We start from the raw sequence: 20,952 nt of genomic DNA on the forward strand, positions 1-20,952 counted from the left end.
TCGGCTGGCAGTGCGATAACTACCGTCTGTCGCTGGAGGTGATCAGACCGTGACTGTCTGTGCCATCGAGGGCGGGCCCGCTGGGGCCACTGGGACGGCCGGAGACCCCGGGGACGCGGTACCGCAGGACGACGACCCGCCGCACACACCGGCGGCGCGGCCCGCGTTCACGATCGCGGCGGACGGCTCGTACGCGGCCCGGCTCGCCGCGCGCGAGGTCCCCGCAGATCCGTGCCACGGGACCGGGGAGCCCCTGGGGGCCGCCGCGCGGGCGTGGTTCGTGGAGCGCTGGACGCTCGACGGGCACGAGCCGTACGCGGTGCCGCTCCCCCTCGACCAGCCGGAGGAACCCGACTCGGACGTACTGCCGTTGGCCGACGGGCGGGTGCTGATCCGGCGCCGGGTCGCGGACCGGCACGCGTTCTCGCTGCTCTACCCGACCGGACCCGGCACCGGTGAACTGTCGCTCGGCACCGTCGGATGCGAGGAGCTGACGCTGCTGCCGCCGTGCCCGGACGGCACCAGCGCGTACGCCCTGTCGCCCGGCGAGCGGTCCACCACCGTCTGGCTGGTCACGGGTGGCGTCCTCGGCCCCGATCCGGTCGCACAGGTGCCGGGACGCTGCACCGGAGGGGTCTGGCTGGACCGGGCCGGGCGGATGCTCGCCCTGGACCGGGAGTTGCCGGGCGGCGGGCCGGTCAAGGCGGTGGCCGTGGACCTGGGGCGGGGCGGCGCGGTGACGCCGCTGCTCCAGATCGGACCGGACAGCGACGACCGGCTGCTGCTCGCCGACCCGGACAGCGGGCTGCTGCTGATCCGCTCGAACGCGCCGGGCCATGACCGGCTCGGCTGGGGGGTGTTGGGGAGTCGTCTGCCGGTGCGCTTACCGGAGTGCCTGTGTCCGGCGGACGTGGCGGTGACGCCGTTCGCCGTGCAGCCGGGGCAGATGCTGACGCCGGAGGACTGCGCGGTGGCGCTGCGCGTGGACGGGGCGGCGGGCAGCTGGCTCGGGCTGTGGCGCCCGGCGGACCGTCGACTGTTCCAGGTGGCCGCTCCCGAGGGCTGGCACGCCGGGCACGGGGTGTGGACCCGGGACGGCGTGCTGAGGCTGCCGTACACCCACGCGAACGTGGCGTGCGGGGTGGCGCAGCTGGACGCGTCGGTGGAGCTTCCCGCGGATGCGGCGGCGGACGCGCGGGCGGGCATCGGCCCCTGGGCGGGGACGGGTGCCGTGGCGGGTACGGAAAGCGGTACGCAACCGTCCGCCGCCGCCGTGCCTCTTCCTGTGTGCAGGCCGGTTCCACTGGGACAGGCACCACTCGTGGGACGCGTGGTACCTGGTTAAGATTTCGGGCCTGGGCCACGCAGCCGGGTCGGCGGTCGCCGGAGGCGACCTTGTCGTGCCGCGGTGGCGTGTTCGGCCCTGGTGACACTCACACGCAAGCACATAAGCACGTAAGCGATCACAACGGGGTGACTTCCCACATGTCTGAAGCCCGAACCGACACGACCCAGACGCGCCCGCAGGGGGCGGACGCGGAACGGGCCGAAGCCGGCGGCTCCGGAAAGCACCGAGGGGGTGTGTCGACGGACGACACGGCAGTACAGCCGCACGGCCGCCACCGCCGCCCCTCCGAGGGGGACAGCCGGGCGGCCTGACCGCGCGCAACATCGACAGCGACGAGGGACGGGTGGGCCCCGGAAGCCGTTCTCGACTTCCGGGGCCCACCCGTCTCCGACTTGCGGGGCCCACCCGCCTCCGACTTCCTGGGGCCATCTGCTTCGGGCTTCCGGTACGCGGGGGCGGTCGTTCCCGGTGCGCCGGTACGCGGCCCCGTACCGGCGCACGGCCGGCCGTTCCCGTGCCGGTGCGTGCGCGCCCCGCTCAGCCCCGTTTCAGGCCGAGCACCTCCGCCGCCGCGAAGGTCTCGTTCGGCGGGCGGTCGGCGTAGTACGGCGAGAGCAGTTCGTCCAGCTCGTCGAAGGTGAACGCCTCCTTCGACGAGTCGAACTTCGCGGCCACCTTGGGGCGTTCGGCGATCGCGACCATTCCGCCGTGCACGACGAGCAGTTGTCCGTTGACCCCGGCCGCGGCCGGGGAGGCCAGGTAGCCGACCAGCGGCGAGACGTGCTCGGGGGCGAGCGGATCGAGCCTGCCGTCCTCCGGTTCCTGGAAGCCGGCGAAGACGTCCTCGGTCATCCGGGTGCGGGCGCGCGGACAGATGGCGTTGGTGGTGACGCCGTACTTGGCCAGGGCGAGGGCCGTGGAGGTGGTCAGGCCGACGATGCCGCCCTTGGCCGCCGCGTAGTTCGGCTGCCCCGCCGAACCGGCCAGGAACGCCTCCGAGGACGTGTTGACGATCCGTCCGTACACCGGGCCGCCGGACTCCTTGGAACGGGCACGCCAGTGCACCGCCGCGAAGTGCGTGGTGTTGAAGTGGCCCTTGAGGTGGACCCTGATGACGGAGTCCCATTCGTCCTCGGTCATCGAGAAGATCATCCGGTCGCGCAGGATGCCCGCGTTGTTGACCAGGATGTCGAGCTTTCCGTAGGTGTCGACGGCCAGTTCCACCAGGGAGCGGGCCTGCTCGTGGTCGGAGACGTCGCCGAGGTGCGCGACCGCCCGGCCGCCCGCCGCGCGGATCTCCTCGACGACCTCCTGCGCCGGGGCCGCCGACGCCTCGCCGGAGCCGTCGCGTCCGGCCTGCCCGTAGTCGTTGACGACGACGGACGCGCCGAGCCGGGCGAGTTCCAGCGCCTCGGCGCGTCCGAGGCCGCGGCCCGCGCCCGTGACGATCGCGCTCAGGCCGTCCAGAGGAAGTGACAGGGGATGTGACATCGGGTTCTCGGAACCTCTCAGAAGGGAGCGGGGGTACGGGAACGGAGCCACGGCCGGACGGGGCCGGGGCCCAGGCATGGGCCCGGTCCCGGACCTCGGGCCGTCCCGGTTCCGGGGCGGACCGCGGCAGCGGCGGCGAGGGGTTCAGAGCTCGACGCAGGTGCGCAGCGACGTCCCGGTCCGCATCTGGTCGAGGGCGTCGTTGATGCCGTCCAGCCGCACCCGGTGGGTGATCATCGATTCGAGGTCGATCCGGCCTGCCCGCCACAGTTCGACGGCGCGTCCGTAGGAGCGGAGCACGTCGCCCCCGCCGTACATGGAGGGCAGGATCCGCTTCTCGTCGAAGAACAGCTCGAACATGTTGACCTGGAAGTGGTCGTCCAGCGCGCCCGCGCCGACGATGCAGAGGGTGCCACCGCGCCGGGTGTTCTCGTACGCGGTGCGCGCGGTGGCCGACTTGCCGACGACCTCGAAGACGTAGTCGAAGCCCTCGCCCGCGGTGATCCGCTGCCTGGCGTCGGCGAACTCGTCGGGGGACACGGCCTCGGTCGCGCCGAACCGCAGCGCCGCCTCGCGCCGGGACGCGACCGGGTCCACCGCGACGATCTGGGCGGCGCCCTGCACCCTGGCCCCTTGGACCGCCGAGATCCCGACGCCGCCGCAGCCGATCACGGCGACCGACGAACCGGCCTCCACCTGTGCGGTGTTGATCGCCGCGCCCAGCCCCGTGGTCACCCCGCAGCCGATCAGCGCGGCGATCTCGAACGGGACGTCGTCGGGGATGGGGACCGCGCAGCCGGCGCCGACGACGACCTCCTCGGTGAAGGTGCCGGTGCCCGCGAATCCGAACACGTCCCCGCCGGGGCGCTTGAAGTTGGGGGTGCCCGCGTTCATGAAGCCTGCCAGGCAGAGATGGGTCTGACCACGCCTGCAGGACGGGCACGCCCCGCACGCGGGCAGCCAGCAGACCAGCACCCGGTCCCCCGCCTTCAGTCCGGTGACGCCGTCGCCGACGTCGACGACCTCGCCCGCGCCCTCGTGGCCGGGGATGAAGGGGGCCGGCTGGGGCAGCACGCCGTTCATCGCGGAGAGGTCGGAGTGGCACAGCCCGGTGGCGCGGACCCGGATCCGGACCTTCCCCGGGCCGAAGCCCACCGCCTCGACGTCGTCGAGGACCTCCAGTTTGTCCTGGCCTATCTCGTGCAGTACGGCTGCGCGCATGGTGCGGCTCCCCTCATGGGCCCGGGTCGGGTACACGTCCCGCCGACCCGTGCCGCGGGCCGGCGGACCTCTCGGAATCGGATCAGGAGTGACGAACAGGCACGGCGGAGGTGCCAGAGGTACTGGGAGTGCCCGGAAGCGCCGGTGGTGCCGGAGGCGCCGAAGGCGACGGGAACGGCAGGAGTGGCACGGGTGTCGGGTGACGGGAACGACAGGAGCGGAAGCGGGCTCCCGGGAAGGTCCGCGGAAGTCTCAGGAGCCCCCGGAGCGCTCGACGCATTCGACGACGGTGTCGCCGAGCACCGGGGCATCGTCCCGTTCGACGGCGCTCACCTCGGCCCGGACGTGGTCCTCACCGGTCCACATCCGGATGCGGAGGGTCTCGCCGGGGAAGACGATCCCGGCGAACCGGGTGCGGTAGGAGCGGATACGGGTCACGTCGCCGCCGAGCACCGTGTCGGTGACGGCCTTGAGCGTCATGCCGTAGGTGCACAGTCCGTGCAGGATCGGCCGGTCGAAGCCGGCCCGCCGGGCGAACTCGGGGTCGGCGTGCAGCGGGTTCCAGTCGCCGGAGAGACGGTAGAGCAGGGCCTGGTCCGGGCGGATCGGCCGCTCCACGACGTGGTCGGGGTCGCCGGTGGGCGGGTCCGACCGTCCGGACGGGCCGCGCTCACCGCCGAAACCGCCCTCGCCCCGGACGAAGATCTGCGCGTCGTTCGTCCACAGCGGACCCTCGTCGTCGGCGGCCTCGGTACGCAGTACCAGGACGGCCGCCTTGCCCTTGTCGTACACCGCGGCGACCTTCGAGGTCTGCACGGCGCCGCCCTTCACGGGGATCGGCCGGTGCACCCGGACGCTCTGCCCGCCGTGCAGGACGGCGGCGAGGTCGATGTCGATGCCGGGCGAGGAGAGCCCGCCGACGACGCCCATGCCCGCACCCGCCACCGTGGCGAAGGAGGGCAGCACCTGGAGCCGTGACTCCAGGGTGTAGCGCAGTTCGCCGGGGTCGGTGGCGGCGTCGGCCCCGGCGGGACCGGTGCCCGCGCCGATGCCCAGGTGGTAGAGCTGGATGTCCTTGTGGTCCCAGCTGATCCGGGTGGAACGGGGTTCGGCGGCAACAGCCTTTTCGGCATCAATCGGCATGGGAAAGCTGCTCCTTGACGGTGGGAGACCTCGGCGCGGCCGTCCGCACCGTCGACCGCACCGAGGCCGTGCGGGACCGGCCGTCACACTCGTTCTAGAACGTGTTCCAGCCGATGACTCCCATGTATAACGCAGCCCCCAGTCGTTGTGAAGGCTATTGCTGACGACGCGTCAGTTTCATGTCGTCGGCCGCCGCCCGGACCCATGATGCGTATGTCATGGCGAAGTCCGTACGCACGCCCCTGCCGGCCCCCGGGCCCCTCCGTAGCCCGCCCATCGGTTGGCCGACCTGGGCTGGGCGGCCACCGAGGGACACGCGCCCGACGCGGGCACGATCGTTCGCCGCCGTACGCCCCGGTGCGCCCCTCGGTCTGGGACGCATGCCGTATGACCGACATGCCCGGTGGGCGGCCCGCGAAGTGTGTACGAGTCCTGCTCGCCGAGGACCGGGGCATGATGCGCGGCGCGCTCGCCCTGCTGCTCGGGCTGGAGCCGGACATCGCGGCAACGGTGCACCTGTCCGAGTCGACGGTACGGAACCATCTGTCCTCGGCCATCGGCAAGACCGGAACGCGCAATCGGATGGAGGCGGTCCGGGAGGCCCGGCGGCAGGGGTGGCTCTGACGGGGAACGACCGGGTCACCGCTTGGCGGGCCGGTGGCGCGGCAGCCAGAGGGCCATCAGCAGCAGCCCGCCCAGCAGGACGGCGGCGGCCGTGCGGAACGCGAGCGCGTAACCGGCGGTGAGTTCCTCGGGCCCGGTGCCGCCCGCGGTGCGGGCGGCGGCGACGGTGGAGAGCACGGCGAGACCGAGCGCGCCGCCCATCGTGCGGGAGGTGTTGACCAGGCCCGAGACGAGACCGGCCTCGCCGGGGGCGGCGCCCGAGATGGCGAGCGAGGCGAGCGGGGTGGACGCCAGACCGGCCCCGGCCATCATCAGGATGCCGGGCAGGCAGACCGAGGTGAGGTATGTGCCGTCGGCGCTCATCGTGGACTGCCAGCCGAAGCCCGCGGCGGCCACGGCCGTACCGATGAGCGCCAGGCCCTTCGCACCGGTCCTGGCCATGATCCGGGGCGCGCACTTCGAGCCGAGGACCACGGCCAGCGACGTGGGCAGCAGGGCGAATCCGGCCTTCATCGGGGTGTAGCCGAGCACGGTCTGGGCGTACACCGTCATGAAGTACCACATCGAGAACGTGGCGGAGCCGACCAGGAGCATCGCCGCGTTCGCCGAGGTCACCGACCTCGCCCGCAAGACCCCGAGCGGCATCAGCGGCTCGGCCGACCGAGCCTCCACCACGACGAACACGACGAGCACGGCCACCCCGCCGAGGAGCGGCACCAGGGTCCGCGCCGCCGTCCAGCCCGCTTCCTCGGTCTGCACGATGCCGTAGGCGACGGCCGCGAGGCCCACCGTGACCAGGACCGCGCCCAGGTAGTCGATCCGCCGCCGTTCGCCCGCGCGGCCCTCGGCGAGCAGGAGCGCGGAGCCGACCAGGACGAGCGCCCCGATCGGCACATTGACCAGCAGGACCCAGCGCCAGGAGAGCAGGTCGGTCAGCACCCCGCCGATCAGCCCACCGGCCGCGCCGCCGCCCGCGCCGACGGCCATCCAGGTGCCAATGGCCTTCGTCCTGGCCGGGCCCTCGGGGAACACGGCGGTGAGCAGGGTCAGGGTGGCGGGAGCGAGCACGGCGGCGCCGAGCCCCTGCGCGGCGCGCGCGGCCAGCAGCTGCCAGCCCTCCTGGGCGAGGCCACCGGCCAGGGAGGCGGCGGTGAACAGGCCGAGGCCGGTGAGGAACATCCGCTTGCGGCCGTAGATGTCGGCGGCGCGCCCGCCGAGCAGCATGAACCCGGCGAACGCGATGGAGTAGGCGTTGAGCACCCACTGCAGTCCCGCGGGGCTCATTCCGAGGTCGGTGCGCATGGACGGCAGGGCGACGTTGACGACGGACACGTCCAGCACGACGAGGAACTGACCGACGCAGGCGGCGAGCGCCGCCGCCCAGGTACGGGTGTCCGGTCCGGTTCGCGGGGGCGTGGATGTTGTGACGTCAACCATGGCCGCCATCCTCGCAGCAGTCCCGCACCTCGTACATCGTCGTACGGACCGGCTGGGTCCGGACCGGTCACGCACGCACCGGCCTTCTGCCTCCGCTGCCGCCGCTACCTCCGCTACCTCCGCTACCTCCGCTACCTCCGCAACAGCGTCACCACCGCCGCCCCGCCGAGCCCGATGTTGTGGGCGAGGCCGGTGCGGGCGCCCTCCACCTGTCGCTCCCCCGCCTCGCCCCTGAGCTGCCAGGTGAGTTCGGCGGCCTGGGCGAGTCCGGTGGCACCCAGCGGGTGCCCCTTGGAGATCAGCCCGCCGGACGGGTTGACCACCCAACGGCCGCCGTACGTGGTGGCCCCGGACTCGACGAGCTTCCCGGACTCGCCCTCGCCGCACAGCCCCAGCGCCTCGTAGGTGAGGAGTTCGTTGATGGAGAAGCAGTCGTGCAGCTCGATCACGTCGAGGTCGGCGGCCGACAGCCCGGACGCCTCGTACACCTGCTGTGCGGCGGCCCGGGACATCGGCTGTCCCACCGCGTCGACGCACGTGCCGGAGGCGAAGGACTCCTCGGTGTCGGTGGTCATGGCCTGGGCGACGATCTCGACCGCCCGGTCGCCGAGACCGTGGCTCTCGACGAAGCGTTCCGAGACGACGACGGCGGCGGCCGACCCGTCGGAGGTGGGTGAGCACTGGAGCTTGGTGAGCGGGCGGTGGATGGTCTTCGCGGCGAGGACCTCCTCGACCGTGTACGGGTCCTGGAACTGGGCGTATGGGTTGTTCACCGAGTGCCGGTGGTTCTTGGCGCCGACCGCGGCGAGCTGTGCCTCGGTCGTCCCGTACCGGTTCATGTGCTCGCGGGCCGCGTTGCCGAAGATCTGGGCGGTGGGCGGGCTCATCTCGAAGCCGTGTGCGGCGGCCATCACCCCGTAGTGGCGGGCGACCGGCGACGTCCTGAAGTCCGCGGCGCCACCGTCCGCCCCGCCCCCGCCGAGCGCGCCCCGGGACATCTTCTCGAAGCCCAGCGCGAGAACGCAGTCGGCGGCGCCGCCCTCGACGAACTGCCGGGCCATCATGAGCGCGGTGGAGCCGGTGGCGCAGTTGTTGTTGACGTTGTAGACGGGCACTCCGGTCAGCCCCAGCTCGTACACGGCCCGCTGCCCGGCGGTGGACGGCTGGAAGCAGTAGCCGACGGGCACCTGTTGCACCTGCGCGTAGTCGATCCCGGCGTCGGCGAGGGCCGCCGTCCCGGCTTCCTTCGCCATGTCCCAGTACTGCCAGTCGCGGGTCTCGGGCTTCTCGAACCTCGTCATCCCGACCCCGACGACGTACGCCTTGGACGCCCTGTGTGTTGCGTGCGGCTTCATGGACGAACCCCTTCCGTTCCTTCGGTCGCCTTCGGTTTCTTCGTCGCGTTCGGTTTCTTCGTCGCGTTCGGTTCCTGCGGTCGCGTTCGGTTCCTTCAGTCGCGCGGGAGGCCGAGGATGCGTTCGGCGACGACGTTGAGCTGGACCTGGGTGGTGCCGCCCGCGATGGTCAGGCAGCGGGACATCAGGAAGCCGTGCACGGCCCGCTCGGCCGCTCCCTCGGCGGTCGCCCCGGCCGGGCCGAGGAGTTCGAGGGCCAGCTCGGCGACCTTCTGCTGGTGGGTGGTCTGGACGAGCTTGCGTACGGAGGCGCCCGCGCCGGGTTCGAGGCCGGACACCTGGCGCAGGGTGGTGCGCAGGGAGACGCAGGCGAGCGCGTGGGCCTCGGCGGCGAGGGCGCCGATCCGGGCGCGGTAGCTGCCGTCGAGTTCGCCGGAGCGGGCGATCAGCGCTTCCAGCCCGGTGTCGAAGGTCAACTGATCGGCCATGTGGACGCGTTCGTTGCCGAGGGTGTTGCGGGCGACCCGCCAGCCGTCGTCCGGCGCGCCGACGACGGCGTCGGCGGGCAGCAGGACGTCGTCGAAGTACACCTCGTTGAAGAGGGAGTCGCCGGTGATCTCCTTCAGCGGGCGGATGTCGATGCCCTCGGTGTTCTTCATGTCGACGAGGAAGTAGCCGATCCCCCGGTGCTTGGGGGCGTCCGGGTCGGTCCGTGCCAGCAGGATCCCGTGGTCGGCCGAGCGGGCGGCGCTCGTCCACACCTTCTGTCCGTTGATCCGCCAGCCCTCGTCGGTCCGTTCCGCCCTCGTGCGGAGCGAGGCGAGGTCGGAACCCGCGCCGGGCTCGGAGAACAGCTGGCACCACTGGAGTTCGCCGCGCAGGGTGGGCAGCAGATAGCGCTCCTGCTGCTCGGGCGTGCCATGGGCGATGAGTGAGGGAATGACCCAGGTGGCAATGCCGAGATCGCTGAGCCGTACCCCCTGCTCCTTCAACTCCTTCTGTACGGCGAGCTGTTGCACGGGGCTCGCGCCCAGTCCGTACGGGGCGGGGAGGTGCGGGGCGGCGTAGCCGGTGGGGGCGAGGGCGCGGCGGGCGGCCTTCGGGGCGAGGCCGCGGACGGCGGCGACGGCCTCACGGGCCTCGGCGCGGTGGCCGGCGGCCTCGGCGGGGAGTTCGAGCACGAGTTCGCGGCGCGCCCCGCCCTCGGCGAGCCGCAGTGCCCGCAGCCGGTGGGCGTCCCCGGGGCCCAGCAGTTGCCGGGCGACCACGGCCCGGCGCAGATACAGGTGGGCGTCGTGTTCCCAGGTGAAGCCGATGCCGCCGAGGATCTGGATGCAGTCCTTGGCGCAGCCGTGGGCGGCGTCGAGGGCTTCGGAGGCCGCGAGGGCGGCGGCCAGGGAGCGCACGTCCGGGTCCGTGCCCGGTTCCTCGGCGGCGCGGGCCGCGTCCCACACCAGGGCGCGGGCCCGCTCGACCCGGACGAGCATGTCGGCGCAGAGGTGCTTGATGGCCTGGAACCGCCCGATGGGGTGGCCGAACTGTTCGCGGACCTTGGCGTATTCGGTGGCGGTGTCCAGCGCCCGGGACGCGATGCCGCATGCCTCGGCGCTCAGGAGGACGGCGGCGAGGTCGCGGACCTGCGCGGTGTCGGTCCGTACCAGGCGCTCCGCCGGGACGAGTACACCGTCCGCGTGGACCTCGGCCGTGGGGCGGGTGGGGTCGACGCCGCGGTGCGTGCGGACGGTCAGCCCGTCGGATGTGGCGTCGACGGCGAACCAGAGGGTGCCGCCGGCCGATTCGGCGGGGAGCAGGAGGAGGTCGGCGTCGGCGCCGGACAGGACGGGCGGGGCCGCGCCGTCGAGCAGGTGGCCGTCCCCGTGCTCCACGGCGGTCAGGGTGCCGGCCCCGAGGGCGACGGCGCCGATGCGCCGACCGGACGCGAGGTCGCGCAGCACCGGATCACCGGCGTCCGCCGCGCGCAGTACGGCGGCGGCGAGTGTGGTCGCCAGGTGCGGGCCGGGAAGCACGCCCCGCCCCGTCTCCTCCAGGACGACGGCCAGATCGAGGAGCTGGCCGCCCCCGCCGCCGCACTTCTCGGGCAGGTGGACGGAGAGCAGCCCCTGTTCCGCGAGCGCGCCCCAGTACCCGGGGCGCGCTCCGGGGACGGCCGGAGCCTCCGCGCCGAGAAGCTCGCGCACCTTCTCCGGTGGTACGGCGCGGGCCAGCCACCCCCGTACGGCTTGCGCCAACTCCCTCTGTTCTTCGGTGATTCCGATGCCCATGCGGATCCTCGCCGGTCGCAGCCACTGGAACGGGCGGCCAGAGTAGAACACGTTCCATTCTGACGGAAGGTCAGAATGCGGTTGGTCCGGACGGCCGCGGAGTGGCGAAGGGCGGATGGCTCCTCGTCACCCGCGCCGCGCGACGGCGATCCGACGGCCGGACCACGCCCCACCGGCGCTCGCTTCGGGCCGAGTGCGCTGCCGTGCCCCGTTCGCGCCGCGTTCACCGGAATACCGGGCATCCATGGCAAGTTGCACCGTGCACGTACGTGGCGGCCGGCGCCTTCCGCCGCCGCGCCCGGACGCCTGCCCTCGATCACCGCCCCCGACCATGCCGCCCGGAGGCCGCACGCATGCCGAAGACGTCCCACGGACAGCACCCCCGTACCGACACCGAGGAACTCCCCGATCCGCGGACGCGCGGCGCGAACGGCGGGGTCGTCCCCGTGCTCGCCTTCGCGGGCATCACCGTCGCCGTGATGCAGACCCTGCTCGTCCCCGTCATCAAGGACCTGCCCGCCTTCCTTCGCACCACCCCGTCCAACGCCACCTGGGTGATGACCGCGACCCTGCTCGCGGGGGCCGTGGCCACCCCGATCATGGGGCGGCTCGGCGACCTGTACGGCAAGCGCAGGATGCTGCTCGCCAGCCTCGCCGTGATGGTGACCGGCTCCCTGATATGCGGCTTCACCGACGCTCTCGTGGTGATGATCGTGGGGCGCGCGCTTCAGGGCTTCGCGATGGGGGTCATACCGCTGGGCATCGGCATCATGCGCGACGAACTGCCCCGCGAGCGGCTCGGGTCGGCGCTGGCACTGATGAGTTCCTCGATCGGAGTGGGCGGTGGACTCGCGCTGCCCGCCGCCGCGCTGATCGCCCAGCACTTCGACTGGCACACCCTGTTCTTCGCCGCGGCCGGCCTCGGCGTGCTGGCGATGGTGCTCACCGTCCTCGCCGTACCGGAGTCGACGCTGCGCGCCCCCGGGCGGTTCGACCTGGTCGGCGCGCTCGGGCTCTCGCTCGGCCTGGTCTGTCTGCTGCTGCCGGTCACCAAGGGCAGCGACTGGGGCTGGACCTCGGGCACCACGCTCGGTCTGATCGGCGCCGCGCTGCTGGTTCTCGGGCTGTGGGGCGTCTTCGAACTGCGCATCGCGGCACCGCTCGTCGATCTGCGGACCACCGCGCGGCGCGAGGTGCTGCTGACCAACCTCGCCTCGATCATGGTCGGGGTCGCCTTCTACGCGGTGTCGCTGGTCCTGCCGCAGCTGCTCCAGCTGCCGACGGCCACGGGCTACGGCCTCGGGCAGTCGCTCGTGGTCGCCGGGCTGTGCGTGGCACCGCTCGGCCTGACGATGATGTTCGTGACCCCGCTGTACGCCCGGCTGTCCGCCCGCCGCGGCCCCAAGGCGTCGCTGATGCTCGGGATGCTGGTCATCGGGGTCGGTTACGGGGCCGGGCTCGGGCTGATGGACGCCGCCTGGCAGACGGTGGTGATCACGGTGGTGATCGGGGCCGGCATCGGGCTCGCGTACTCCTCGCTGCCCGCACTGATCAACGGGGCCGTCGACCCGTCCGAGACGGGCGCGGCCAACGGCCTGAACAGCCTGATGCGGTCGATCGGTACGTCGGCGTCGAGCGCCGTGATCGGGATGGTGCTCGCGAACACCTCGGTGCGGACGGGCGGGGTGGCGGTGCCGTCGATGGAAGGGTTCCGGACCTCGTTCCTGATCGCGGCGGGGGCGGTGGCGGCCGGGCTGGTGCTGGCCGCGTTCCTGCCGTCGCAGCGTGACGCGATGCGAGCGGTGCCGCCGGCCACGGCAGGTCCCGGCAGCGCGGACGACGCGGCGTCGGCCCCGGTCGCGGCGCCCACCGGGTCCCGGACCGTCGCGGGCTCGGCCGGATTCCGGGGCCGGGTGCTGGATGAGGACGGGACCCCTGTGGCCCGCGCCAATGTCACTCTGATCGACCACCACGGGCATCAGGCCGGTCTCACCGTGACGGACGAGGACGGCCGCTACGCGCTGCCCGCCCCGTCCGGCGGCACCTACGTCCTGGCCGGCTCGGCCACCGGGTACGGGCCGCGCGCCCGCTCCGTCACCCGCCCCGGCAACGGGCTTCCGGTCGACGCCGATCTGGTGCTGGAGGCCAGGACCCCGCACGGGAGCCGCGCGGAGCTCGCGGGCCCCGGCGCCTGACCGGCCCCCACCGGACGACCGGGCCGACCCGTTCCCCGCGCGCCCCGGCCCGGACGCTCGAAGCGGCGGCTGGTCGCGGAGCCCTCCTCCGGCGCCGTCCTCACCTCCCCGACGGCCCCGGCAGCGGGCTCGGCAACGGGCCGGGCAGCTGGCTCGGCAACGGGCCGGGCAGCCGGCTCGGCAACGGGCCGGGCAGCCGGCTCGGCAACGGGCCCGGCGGCATCGAGGAATCCCGAAGCGCCGGGCCCGTCGGCACACGTGTCGCGGTCGTCAGCGCACCGGCGCGTCGAACCGCGGTGTCGTCGCGAGCAGATGGGAGACGTCCGTCCCGGCGGGCAGCTCCTGCGGCTCCGCGCCGCGGACGAACAGCCGGGCGGGACGGGCGCCCTGCACCCGGGCCTGAGGCCCGTCGACCCGCAACCACGAGCCCTCGCGCAGACCGAGCACCGGCACGTCGTTCTCCTCCAGGAACTCGGTGAGCCGCTCCTCGCGCGTCTCGCCCTTGTGGGTGCTCTCCGGGTCCGGGTCGAGGTAGTGCGGGTTGATCTGGAACGGGATCAGCCCGAGCGTCTCGAAGGACGGCGGCTCCACGATGGGCATGTCGTTGGTGGTGCGCAGGGTGGGCGCCGCCATGTTCGTACCGGCGCTGGCGCCCATGTACGGCAGTCCGTCGCGCACCGCCTCGGTCACGGCGTCCCGCAAACCGGTCCGGTACAGGGCGCTCAGCAGCCGGAACGAGTTGCCGCCGCCTATGAACACGGCGTCGCACGCGGCGAGTTCGGCGACCGGGTCGGCGTTCTCGTGCACGCCGGTAACGGTGATGCCGGACGGCGCGAGGGCGTCGCGGACGCGCGCGGTGTACGCGGTGTAGTCGGCGAGCGCGTACGGCACGAAGGCCAGCCGGGCGCCGGAGGGCAGGAACGCGGTGACGGTGTCGAGGGCGTGTTCCAGGTAACCGCGGCCGTACTGCGTGGAGTTGGAGAGCAGGAGCAGATTCACAAGGGGTCCTCTCGGTTCTCTTCGGTGTTGTCCGGGCCTCGTACGGGCCACGGGCTCCCGGCCGCGCACGGGTCTTTTCCGGATCTCATCAGGCGGTACGCGGGCGCCGGGCGCGCGGCTTGGGACGCTGCGGGGGCTGGGTGAGGCGCTTCTCCAGCAGCTGGGCGGCATGGCGCAGGGGTTCGAGCCGGTCCTCGGGCGCCCCTCGGAAGATTTCCTCGGCGCCGCCGAGGCTGAGGCTCCCGTACGGTTCGCGCCCCAGGAAGACGGGCACGGCGACGGTCGCGATGCCGGTGTCGTACTCGCCGACCGTCCAGGCGTACCCCTGGGAGCGGATCTTGATGAACTCCTCCTCCAGCCGGTCCGGGTCGGTGACCGTCCGGTCGGTGAAGCGGGCCATGGGGCGGCCCCGGAACAGCCGGTGGCGCTGCTCGTCGGGCAGGTACGCGTAGTACGACTTGCTCGTCGCGCCGGCGTGCGCCGGGTAGAGCTCACCGACCAGCGGGTAGTAGCGCAGCGGTCCGGCCTCCCCCTCCTCGGCGGCGACGCACCGCATGTGGAAGCTGTCGGGCAGACAGAACAGCACGGTGTCGCCGGTGACCCGGCGCAGCTCCTCAAGGACGGGCCCGGCCAGCAGCTCCAGTGATCCGGAACGCTCCCAGAGCCGGCCCAGCCGCAGCACGGCGGGGCCGATGCGGTAGCGGCGGGTGACGGGGTCGGAGACGAGGAAGCCGCGCCCGGCGAGGGTGGCGAGCAGCCGCTGGGCGACGGAGGTGTCCCAGCCGAACTCCGCGGCGACCTCCGTGACGCCCCAGTCGGGCCGGGTCCGTTCGAAGGCGAGCAGCACGAGGAGCGCCCGGTCGACGGTCTGCAGTGCCCCGGCGGGGGTGCGCCGGTCGAGATCGAAGTCCGCCATGGTCATCTCACCATTCAGACGTGAATTGCAAATAACGGGAAACTGTTGCGTTCAACGCTATCCGATCCCGAATGTTGCCTCAGCACCCCGCCCCGTCTTCCTGCCCCGCCGGGCGCGGGCCCGGGTGCCCGGACCGCACCTGCCGGTGTCCGGACGAGTGGGACCCGAATGCCCGGTTGCGTGAAGCCCGGGTGTCCGGACGAGTGAGAAAGGCCCCCCATGTTGAAGTACGTGCTGGACATCGTCGATCTGCTGGACGATCCCCAGGTCGATGGCAAGGCGGTAGCCGGGTACCTCGACTCCGTCAGCGGGGCCGAGGGCGCGTCCGCACAGGTCACCACGGTGACCGGCGAGCGCGGCTCGACGGACTTCGTGCTGGTCCGCATCCCGGGTGCGCGAGGGCGCGCGTCCGGCGGCGACGCCCGCACGCTGGGCGTGGTGGGCCGGCTCGGCGGCATCGGCGCCCGGCCCGAGGTGACCGGCATGGTCTCCGACGCCGACGGGGCGGTCGCCGCGCTGGCCACCGCCGCCAAGCTGCTGGACATGCGCCGCCGCGGCGACGTGCTGCCCGGCGACGTGGTCGTCGCCACCCACATCTGCCCGAGCGCGCCGACCGAGCCGCACGACCCGGTGCCGTTCATGGGCTCGCCCGTGGACATCGCGACCATGAACCGCCACGAGGTGACCGAGGAGATGGAGGCCGTGCTCTCCATCGACACCACCAAGGGCAACCGCATCATCAACCACAAGGGCCTCGCCCTGTCACCCACCGTCAAGGAGGGCTGGGTGCTGCGGGTCAGCGAGTCGCTGGGCGAACTGCTGGCCGTGGTGACCGGTGAGCCGTTGGTCACGTATCCCGTGACCACGCAGGACATCACGCCGTACGGTAACGGTGCACACCACATCAATTCGATCCTTCAGCCCGCCACCGCGACGGCCGCCCCGGTCGTCGGCCTGGCCGTCACCTCGGCCGCCGCGGTGCCGGGCTGTGCCACGGGTGCGAGCCACGAGACGGACATCGCCTCCGCCGCCCGCTACGCCGTGGAGGTCGCCAAGTCCTACGGCGGCGGCCACCTGGACTTCCACGACGCGGTGGAGTTCGACAACCTCGTCAGCCGCTACGGGTCCCTGGCTCACCTCCAGACCCTCGGCCGTACCTCCCAGGAGTCCTGATGGCAGCCAACCCGAAGGCCGGTGCCGCGACCCGCGCGGCGAGAGCGGGCGACGCCCGCGGGACGGACGGCGCCCTCGAGGCGAAGAGCATCGGCAGCGACGACTACTCGCTCTCGCGCGTCCCGCGCGACAAGCGGTTCGGTTTCTGGTCGATGCTGCTCCAGTGGCTGGCCCAGTCCGGTTCGATCTCGCAGTTCACCCTCGGCGCCACCATCGGCGTCGGCATGACGTTCGGGGACGCCTTCCTCGCCTTCACGCTCGGGGCGGTGATCCTGGAGATCGTGATCTTCGCCATCGGGATGGCCGGGATGCGCGAGGGCCTGGCGACCCCGATGCTGACCCGCTGGGTGGGCTTCGGCCGCAACGGTTCCGCGCTGGTCAGCTTCGTCATCGCGGTCAGCCTGGTCGGCTGGTTCGGCGTCCAGAACACGATCTTCGGCAACAGCGTCTCGGCGCTGATCGGCGGACCGTCCTGGATGTGGTGCGCGCTGGCGGGCGCCGCCATCACCGCCCTGGTGATCTTCGGCTTCCGTTATATGGCCGTCTTCGCCAAGATCGTGACTCCGCTCTTCTTCGCGATGGTCGCCTGGTCGGTCGTCTCGACGCTGAAGGACCACTCCATCGGCGACCTGATCGACTCCCCGGCCCCGGGCCAGACGATCCCGCTCGCCGTCGCCGCCACCGCCATCGCGGGCGGCTACATGACGGGCGCGATCGTGGCCCCGGAGATGACCCGCTACAACCGCAAGGGCTCGCACGTCTTCCTGCAGAGCGCCGCGTCGATGATCCTCTCCGAGTACATCGTCGGTATGACCGGCGTGCTCCTCGGCCACCTGGTCAAGAGCAGCGAGGTGTCGCACATCGTGCTCTCCACCTCCGGCGCCTTCGGCGTGATCGTCGTCCTGATGTCGACCGCGAAGATCAACGACTGGAACCTGTACGGCTCGTCGCTCGGCGTCGTCAACTTCTTCCAGGTCGTTTTCGGCAAGCGGCTGCACCGCGGTGTCATCACGATCGTCCTGGGTGTCGCGGGCACCGTCCTGTCGGCCGTCGGGATCATGACCCACTTCACCGACTTCCTGTCCGTGCTCGGCGTCGCGATCCCGCCGATCGGCGGCATCATCGTGGCCGAGTACTGGGTCGTGAAGCGGATGCGCAAGCCGCTGGACGACACGCGGGAGTCCGAGACCCTGCCGAAGACCTCGCCGACCTGGGTGCCGATGTCCCTCGTCATCTGGATCGCGGCGTTCTGCGTCGGCAAGTTCTACGACGGAGGCATCCCGGCCCTGAACTCGCTGGCCACCGCCTTCGTCCTGTACAGCGTCCTCGGCCTGCTGGGCTGGGTGAAGCCGTACGGCACCTCCACCCTGGACGACGCGGACGCCGACACCCCGGCCGCCCGTGACACGACCCCGGTGGGAGCAGCATGACCACCAGCGACCGTGGGAGCGACATGACAACCCCCGACACCAGCACCCCGCTCGTCCCGGCATCCGATCTGTCCCAGGACGAGGTCATCACCCTCTGCGCCGAGCTGATCAGGTTCGACACCTCGAACCCCACCAGCGACGAGCGCGCCTGCGCCGACTGGGTGGTGGGCCGCCTCGCCGAGGTGGGCATCGAATCCCAACTGGTCGAATCGGCCCCGGGCCGCGCCAATGTGATCGCCCGGATCGCGGGCGCCGACCCGGAGCGCGGCGCCCTGCTGGTCCACGGCCACCTGGACGTCGTACCCGCCGACGCCTCCGAGTGGCAGGTCCCGCCCTTCTCCGGCGAGATCCGCGACGGATACCTCTGGGGGCGCGGCGCGATCGACATGAAGGACACGGTGGCCGTCATGATCGCCACCGCCCGCCACTTCGCCCGCACCGGCACCCGGCCCTCCCGCGATCTGGTCCTCGCCTTCCTCGCCGACGAGGAGGCGGGCGGGCAATTCGGCGCCCACTGGCTGGTCGAGCACCGCCCGGACCTGTTCGCCGGGGTCACCGAGGCGATCGGCGAGGGCGGGGGCTTCTCCTTCGCGATCGACGACACCCGCCGCCTCTACCCGATCGAGAACGCCCAGCGCGGCATGGCCTGGATGGAGCTCACCGCGAACGGCCGGGCCGGCCACGGCTCCTCCCCCAACGACGAGAACGCGGTCACCGACCTCGCCGAGTCGCTGGCCCGCATCGGCCGCGAGACCTTCCCGATCCGCCTGATCGAACCGGTCCGCGCCCTCCTCGAAGAGGCCGCCCGCCTCTACGGGGTCGAGTTCGACGAGGACGACATCGAGGGCAGCCTCGAACGGCTGGGCCCGGTCTCCGACTTCATGCAGGTGGTGCTCCGCAACTCCGCGAACCCCACCATGTTCAACGCCGGTTACCAGACCAACGTCATCCCCGGAAAGGCGACGGCCCGGGTGGACGGCCGCTTTCTGCCCGGCCACGAGCAGGAGCTGATCGACACCATCGACCGGCTCCTCCTGCCCTCGGTCACCCGCGAGTGGGTCAACCACGACATCGCGATGGAGACGACGTTCGACGGCCCACTGGTCGACGCCATGTGCGCGGCGGTACGCGCCGAGGACCCGGACGGCCACCCCGTCCCGTACTGCAACCCGGGCGGCACCGACGCCAAGGCGTTCACCCGCCTCGACATCCGCTGCTTCGGTTTCAAGGGCCTCAAGCTCCCGCACGACCTGGACTACGGCCGGCTCTTCCACGGCGTGGACGAGCGCGTCCCGCTGGAGGGCCTGCGCTTCGGCGTCCGGGTCATGACCCGACTCTGGCAGAGCTGCTGACGCCCGCGTTGCCCCGCCGGACCGCCCCGACCCGGGCCGGCTCCTCGTACACACCCCCGCCGACGCCGTGCCACCGTCGGTGAACCGCGGAGCCGAATGCGATGTCGGCCTTCATGACCCGCTGTGGTCGTGGAGGCCGACGTCGTGTTCGGGCCCGTCGTCCCAGCCTGGCCCCGCCCGGGGCACATCCTCGCCGTATCACCGGGCGATAGGGTGCCCGCCATGGGTGAATCTCCTGCTCGGACTGCCGGTCGGCCCGCTTCGTGGTGGCGCGAGCGGTGCCTCGAACTGCTCGACGCGGGTGATTGGTACGGGCTGTATCGCACGGCGATGGCGTGGCGGGTCAGCGGTGGAGGGGCGTTCACCCCGGACGCCTGGCTGATGGATGTGTGCTCGGCCCTTCTGCACGACCGGCCGAAGACCGCGCTCCACTGCTGCGACATGGCTCTGAGCACCTGGGTCGAGCGGCCCGGCGACCGCGCCGTGCTCCGCTTCGTCCGCGGTCTGCTGATCGCCGACCACGTCAAGGACCCGCTGCGCGCCCTGGACGACCTGGAGTCCGCACTTCACGGCCCGGACTGGCTGGCGAAGCGGGCCGCGCACGAGCTGGAACGGGTGACGGAAGAAGCGAATCGTTCGCGAGTGAGGAAACCCCGGGCGACTCCCGCTCCCAAGTTGGACGCGGCCTATCGGGACCTGCTCTTCTCGCAATCCTCGGACCCCGTCCCGTCACCAACGGAACCACTACCGGCCGATGGAACGGTCCCCTCGCTCTGGGACCCGGCCATGAACCGCCTTCAGCGGGCCTGACGCCCCGGAAACGAGGGCCCCTCCGGCTTCCGGCGGTTTCCAGGGGCCCTCGTTCCACGGGTCATCGGACGACGGTGCCGCCGCCCTTGACCTCGTCGACGAACGCGCGCCAGGCGACGGCCGGGAAGAGACAGACCCCCGACTCCGGAGCCTTCGAGTCCCGTACAGCCATCCGCGCCCCGTCCAGCCGGGCACCCTCGACGCATTCACCGCCCTGGTCGTTGCTGTAGCTCGACCTGAACCAGCGGGCACCGGCCAGCACGTGAGTCGTCATGTGAATCAATGCTCCTTGATCGCTTCTCTGATCATGCCGAGAGACTCCTGTGGCCCCAGGGCAAGAATCTGGAGGTCGTTGAACGCCTCTTCGTACAGGCCCACATCGGCGCGCTTCCGGGTGACCGAAGCCCCGCCGAGGTTCTCCAGATAGACGATGGATTCCGCGTCGTCGAACCGGAGCAGCGTGAAGGCGCCGTTCATCCCGGGATGCGCGCCCGCCCTGAAGGGGATGACCTGCACCCGCACCGAGGGCTGCTCGGCCACCTCAGCCAGATGCTCTATCTGCGCCCGCATGACGGCCACACCGCCGACGCGGCGGTAAAGCACCGCCTCATTGATGACCGCCGCGAACTTGAGCGGCGCCGACTCGCGGCGAAGCGCCTCCTGCCGCGTCATCCGTACGTCGACGAGTCGGTCGATCTCTTCGGCGGGAAGCCTCTCGTGCGCGCGCCGGTGGATGGTTCGCACGTAGTCCTCGGTCTGGAGGAGGCCGGGGACGAACTCACCCTCGTACTTGTGCAGAGCCGTGGCCGTGGCCTCCAGCCCCAAGTACGCCTTGAACGTGGGCGCATGGCCGGCCGGTACTCGGGCGACTGCCACCAGTCCTTCTTGGTCTTGGTGACGGCCGCGTACCCGAGCAGCAGGGCCCGCTTTTCGGGGGACGCCCGGTAGATCTCGCAGAGCGCCATCACGTCCGCGGTCTCCACCACCGCGTTCTCCCCCGTCTCCAGCCTGGTCAGCTTCGACGGGCTGCAGATCAGGGTGCGGACGACCTGGGTCGATGTGAGTCCGGCTTCCTGCCGCAGCCGACGGAGCTCGCGGCCTAACTGGAGGCGGCAGAGGGCTGGCGTCGCCGACTCCACATCCGTGATCATCTTCTGCCTCCCAGGGAGTGTTACC

At 71.9% G+C, this 20,952-nt stretch carries 15 protein-coding genes and 2 pseudogenes; 7 read left to right on the forward strand and 10 right to left on the reverse strand.

The window, feature by feature from the left end:
* The first annotated feature begins 49 nt into the window (after nt 1-49).
* A complete protein-coding gene (locus tag ACFYY6_RS09730; protein WP_389192439.1) occupies nt 50-1,345 on the forward strand; it encodes a hypothetical protein in 1,296 nt (431 codons plus the stop codon).
* A 540-nt stretch (nt 1,346-1,885) separates the two neighbouring features.
* Here the strand turns inward: ACFYY6_RS09730 and ACFYY6_RS09735 are convergent.
* The 3 genes from ACFYY6_RS09735 to ACFYY6_RS09745 all read right to left on the reverse strand — a co-directional run bounded on the left by ACFYY6_RS09735 (nt 1,886) and on the right by ACFYY6_RS09745 (nt 5,203).
* Nucleotides 1,886-2,839, reverse strand: coding sequence for a 3-oxoacyl-ACP reductase (locus tag ACFYY6_RS09735; RefSeq protein WP_389192442.1), 954 nt, complete (start codon nt 2,837-2,839; stop codon nt 1,886-1,888).
* Between the two features lie 144 nt (nt 2,840-2,983).
* Nucleotides 2,984-4,060, reverse strand: coding sequence for a Zn-dependent alcohol dehydrogenase (locus ACFYY6_RS09740; protein WP_351520219.1), 1,077 nt, complete (start codon nt 4,058-4,060; stop codon nt 2,984-2,986).
* Between the two features lie 252 nt (nt 4,061-4,312).
* Nucleotides 4,313-5,203, reverse strand: coding sequence for a MaoC/PaaZ C-terminal domain-containing protein (locus ACFYY6_RS09745; RefSeq protein ID WP_351520221.1), 891 nt, complete (start codon nt 5,201-5,203; stop codon nt 4,313-4,315).
* A gap of 495 nt (nt 5,204-5,698) precedes the next feature.
* Between ACFYY6_RS09745 and ACFYY6_RS09750 the strand changes: the two are divergent.
* A pseudogene (locus ACFYY6_RS09750) lies at nt 5,699-5,827 on the forward strand (response regulator transcription factor); the annotation flags it as partial.
* A gap of 15 nt (nt 5,828-5,842) precedes the next feature.
* Here the strand turns inward: ACFYY6_RS09750 and ACFYY6_RS09755 are convergent.
* From ACFYY6_RS09755 to ACFYY6_RS09765, 3 genes are all read right to left on the reverse strand, one after another.
* On the reverse strand, nt 5,843-7,273 hold the full coding sequence (locus ACFYY6_RS09755; RefSeq protein ID WP_389192445.1) for an MFS transporter: 1,431 nt from the start codon (nt 7,271-7,273) through the stop codon (nt 5,843-5,845).
* A gap of 122 nt (nt 7,274-7,395) precedes the next feature.
* Complete coding sequence (locus ACFYY6_RS09760; protein WP_389192448.1) at nt 7,396-8,619, reverse strand: lipid-transfer protein; 1,224 nt, start codon at nt 8,617-8,619, stop codon at nt 7,396-7,398.
* 95 nt (nt 8,620-8,714) lie between these two features.
* On the reverse strand, nt 8,715-10,901 hold the full coding sequence (locus ACFYY6_RS09765) for an acyl-CoA dehydrogenase (RefSeq protein ID WP_389192451.1): 2,187 nt from the start codon (nt 10,899-10,901) through the stop codon (nt 8,715-8,717).
* Between the two features lie 353 nt (nt 10,902-11,254).
* On the opposite strand from ACFYY6_RS09765, the gene ACFYY6_RS09770 reads away from it, so the two are divergent.
* Nucleotides 11,255-13,096, forward strand: a complete 1,842-nt coding sequence (locus ACFYY6_RS09770) for an MFS transporter (protein ID WP_386607232.1) — start codon at nt 11,255-11,257, stop codon at nt 13,094-13,096.
* A 270-nt stretch (nt 13,097-13,366) separates the two neighbouring features.
* Here ACFYY6_RS09770 and pepE read toward each other — a convergent pair whose 3' ends face one another.
* Nucleotides 13,367-14,095 carry a dipeptidase PepE gene (gene pepE / locus ACFYY6_RS09775; RefSeq protein ID WP_389192455.1) on the reverse strand — a complete coding sequence of 243 codons (729 nt, stop codon included), beginning with the start codon at nt 14,093-14,095 and terminating at the stop codon, nt 13,367-13,369.
* 88 nt (nt 14,096-14,183) lie between these two features.
* On the reverse strand, nt 14,184-15,017 hold the full coding sequence (locus ACFYY6_RS09780) for an IclR family transcriptional regulator (RefSeq protein ID WP_351520230.1): 834 nt from the start codon (nt 15,015-15,017) through the stop codon (nt 14,184-14,186).
* Between the two features lie 213 nt (nt 15,018-15,230).
* On the opposite strand from ACFYY6_RS09780, the gene ACFYY6_RS09785 reads away from it, so the two are divergent.
* The 4 genes from ACFYY6_RS09785 to ACFYY6_RS09800 all read left to right on the forward strand — a co-directional run bounded on the left by ACFYY6_RS09785 (nt 15,231) and on the right by ACFYY6_RS09800 (nt 19,776).
* Nucleotides 15,231-16,184: a DUF1177 domain-containing protein gene (locus ACFYY6_RS09785; protein ID WP_351520231.1), complete on the forward strand. Its 954-nt coding sequence runs from the start codon at nt 15,231-15,233 to the stop codon at nt 16,182-16,184.
* Complete coding sequence (locus ACFYY6_RS09790; RefSeq protein ID WP_351520232.1) at nt 16,184-17,614, forward strand: cytosine permease; 1,431 nt, start codon at nt 16,184-16,186, stop codon at nt 17,612-17,614. Before ACFYY6_RS09785 ends, ACFYY6_RS09790 begins: the two co-directional genes overlap by 1 nt.
* Nucleotides 17,611-18,966: a M20/M25/M40 family metallo-hydrolase gene (locus ACFYY6_RS09795; RefSeq protein ID WP_388650825.1), complete on the forward strand. Its 1,356-nt coding sequence runs from the start codon at nt 17,611-17,613 to the stop codon at nt 18,964-18,966. The genes ACFYY6_RS09790 and ACFYY6_RS09795 overlap by 4 nt, the downstream gene beginning before the upstream one ends.
* Before the next feature lie 222 nt (nt 18,967-19,188).
* On the forward strand, nt 19,189-19,776 hold the full coding sequence (locus tag ACFYY6_RS09800) for a hypothetical protein (RefSeq protein ID WP_351520234.1): 588 nt from the start codon (nt 19,189-19,191) through the stop codon (nt 19,774-19,776).
* Nucleotides 19,777-19,837: 61 nt separating this feature from the next.
* Here ACFYY6_RS09800 and ACFYY6_RS09805 read toward each other — a convergent pair whose 3' ends face one another.
* Both ACFYY6_RS09805 and ACFYY6_RS09810 read right to left on the reverse strand, forming a co-directional pair.
* Nucleotides 19,838-20,050, reverse strand: coding sequence for a DUF397 domain-containing protein (locus ACFYY6_RS09805; RefSeq protein WP_351520235.1), 213 nt, complete (start codon nt 20,048-20,050; stop codon nt 19,838-19,840).
* A gap of 5 nt (nt 20,051-20,055) precedes the next feature.
* Nucleotides 20,056-20,927 (reverse strand): annotated as a pseudogene (locus ACFYY6_RS09810) (helix-turn-helix domain-containing protein).
* Nucleotides 20,928-20,952: the final 25 nt, after the last annotated feature.

Source organism: Streptomyces sp. NPDC001750 (genome assembly GCF_042892615.1).
Classification (GTDB): domain Bacteria; phylum Actinomycetota; class Actinomycetes; order Streptomycetales; family Streptomycetaceae; genus Streptomyces.

What these genes read in the sequence shown, in the direction of transcription:
- ACFYY6_RS09735 (WP_389192442.1), bottom strand. Translation starts at nt 2,839, where the DNA reads ATGTCACATCCCCTGTCACTTCCTCTGGACGGCCTGAGCGCGATCGTC.
- ACFYY6_RS09740 (WP_351520219.1), bottom strand. Translation starts at nt 4,060, where the DNA reads ATGCGCGCAGCCGTACTGCACGAGATAGGCCAGGACAAACTGGAGGTC.
- ACFYY6_RS09745 (WP_351520221.1), bottom strand. Translation starts at nt 5,203, where the DNA reads ATGCCGATTGATGCCGAAAAGGCTGTTGCCGCCGAACCCCGTTCCACC.
- ACFYY6_RS09755 (WP_389192445.1), bottom strand. Translation starts at nt 7,273, where the DNA reads ATGGCGGCCATGGTTGACGTCACAACATCCACGCCCCCGCGAACCGGA.
- ACFYY6_RS09760 (WP_389192448.1), bottom strand. Translation starts at nt 8,619, where the DNA reads ATGAAGCCGCACGCAACACACAGGGCGTCCAAGGCGTACGTCGTCGGG.
- ACFYY6_RS09765 (WP_389192451.1), bottom strand. Translation starts at nt 10,901, where the DNA reads ATGGGCATCGGAATCACCGAAGAACAGAGGGAGTTGGCGCAAGCCGTA.
- ACFYY6_RS09770 (WP_386607232.1), top strand. Translation starts at nt 11,255, where the DNA reads ATGCCGAAGACGTCCCACGGACAGCACCCCCGTACCGACACCGAGGAA.
- ACFYY6_RS09780 (WP_351520230.1), bottom strand. Translation starts at nt 15,017, where the DNA reads ATGACCATGGCGGACTTCGATCTCGACCGGCGCACCCCCGCCGGGGCA.
- ACFYY6_RS09785 (WP_351520231.1), top strand. Translation starts at nt 15,231, where the DNA reads ATGTTGAAGTACGTGCTGGACATCGTCGATCTGCTGGACGATCCCCAG.
- ACFYY6_RS09790 (WP_351520232.1), top strand. Translation starts at nt 16,184, where the DNA reads ATGGCAGCCAACCCGAAGGCCGGTGCCGCGACCCGCGCGGCGAGAGCG.
- ACFYY6_RS09795 (WP_388650825.1), top strand. Translation starts at nt 17,611, where the DNA reads ATGACCACCAGCGACCGTGGGAGCGACATGACAACCCCCGACACCAGC.
- ACFYY6_RS09800 (WP_351520234.1), top strand. Translation starts at nt 19,189, where the DNA reads ATGGGTGAATCTCCTGCTCGGACTGCCGGTCGGCCCGCTTCGTGGTGG.
- ACFYY6_RS09805 (WP_351520235.1), bottom strand. Translation starts at nt 20,050, where the DNA reads ATGACGACTCACGTGCTGGCCGGTGCCCGCTGGTTCAGGTCGAGCTAC.